The organism is Mesorhizobium sp. M7A.F.Ca.CA.002.04.1.1 (assembly GCF_004022805.1).
GTDB classification, from domain to species: domain Bacteria; phylum Pseudomonadota; class Alphaproteobacteria; order Rhizobiales; family Rhizobiaceae; genus Mesorhizobium; species Mesorhizobium ciceri.
In genome coordinates this window covers 1-839 of sequence record NZ_RZPL01001181.1, presented here as the reverse complement: position 1 = coordinate 839, position 839 = coordinate 1, and the positions used below count along the sequence as shown (strand labels likewise).

Here is an 839-nt window from a genome sequence, read left to right as displayed (position 1 = left end):
AGTATATACCTCTCAGGTGGTATATCTGATCTATTTTCTCGTTTAAGGGGGTATGCATTGTCCCGCAGCGACGAATACAGCCGGCTCGCCACGCTCGTCGCGACGACGCGGGAGACCAGCGGCGATCTCTTTGGCCAGGCGCTGGTCGAGTGGCTGCGGCAGCACGTTAGATTCGACCACTGCGTGATCTTCGGCTATCGCGGCGCCTCGCGCCCGCCGCTGCTGTTCGAGACCTTCTCGCCCACCGAGAGCCATGTGTTCGTCGCGCTCTATCAGGAAGGGCCGTATCTGCTCGATCCGTTCCATCACGCTGCGGTCGAGCGCAAGGAAGGGTTCTGGCGCATGCGCGAGCTGGCGCCGGACCGTTTCTATGCCAGCGAGTATTTCCGCTCCTATTACAGCCAGACCAGGCTGGCCGAGGAGGTCGGCTTCTTCGTGCCGCTGCCGGGCAAGGATGCGCTGGTGTTGTCGCTGATGCGGCTGCGCGCTTCAGGCCCTTTCGGCACCGCCGATGCCAGATTGCTGCGCGACATGGCTCCCGCGGTGATCAGCTTCATCAGGTTGCGCTGGCCTGCTCTTCCGGCCGACGAAACGGCGGAAGCGAAGCAGGACGAGACGGCCGCTATGGTCAACGAATTCGACCGCGCCCATATCTGGCAGAGCCTGTCGCTGACGCCGCGCGAAAAGCATGTCGTCGACCTGGTGTTGCAGGGGCATTCGACGGAGTCGATCGCCCGCGCCATGCGCATCGTGCCGGGAACCGTGAAAGTCCATCGCCGCAACATCTACCGCAAGCTCAAGATCAAGTCGCAGGCCGGCCTGTTCGCGCGCTTCGTCGA

General features: G+C 62.8%; 1 protein-coding gene. It reads left to right on the top strand.

The genetic code is table 11. The features are described 5' to 3' along the window. Positions 1-57 precede the first annotated feature (57 nt). On the top strand, positions 58-839 hold a 782-nt coding region (locus ENZ75_RS33150; RefSeq protein ID WP_164888238.1), incomplete at its 3' end, for a LuxR C-terminal-related transcriptional regulator.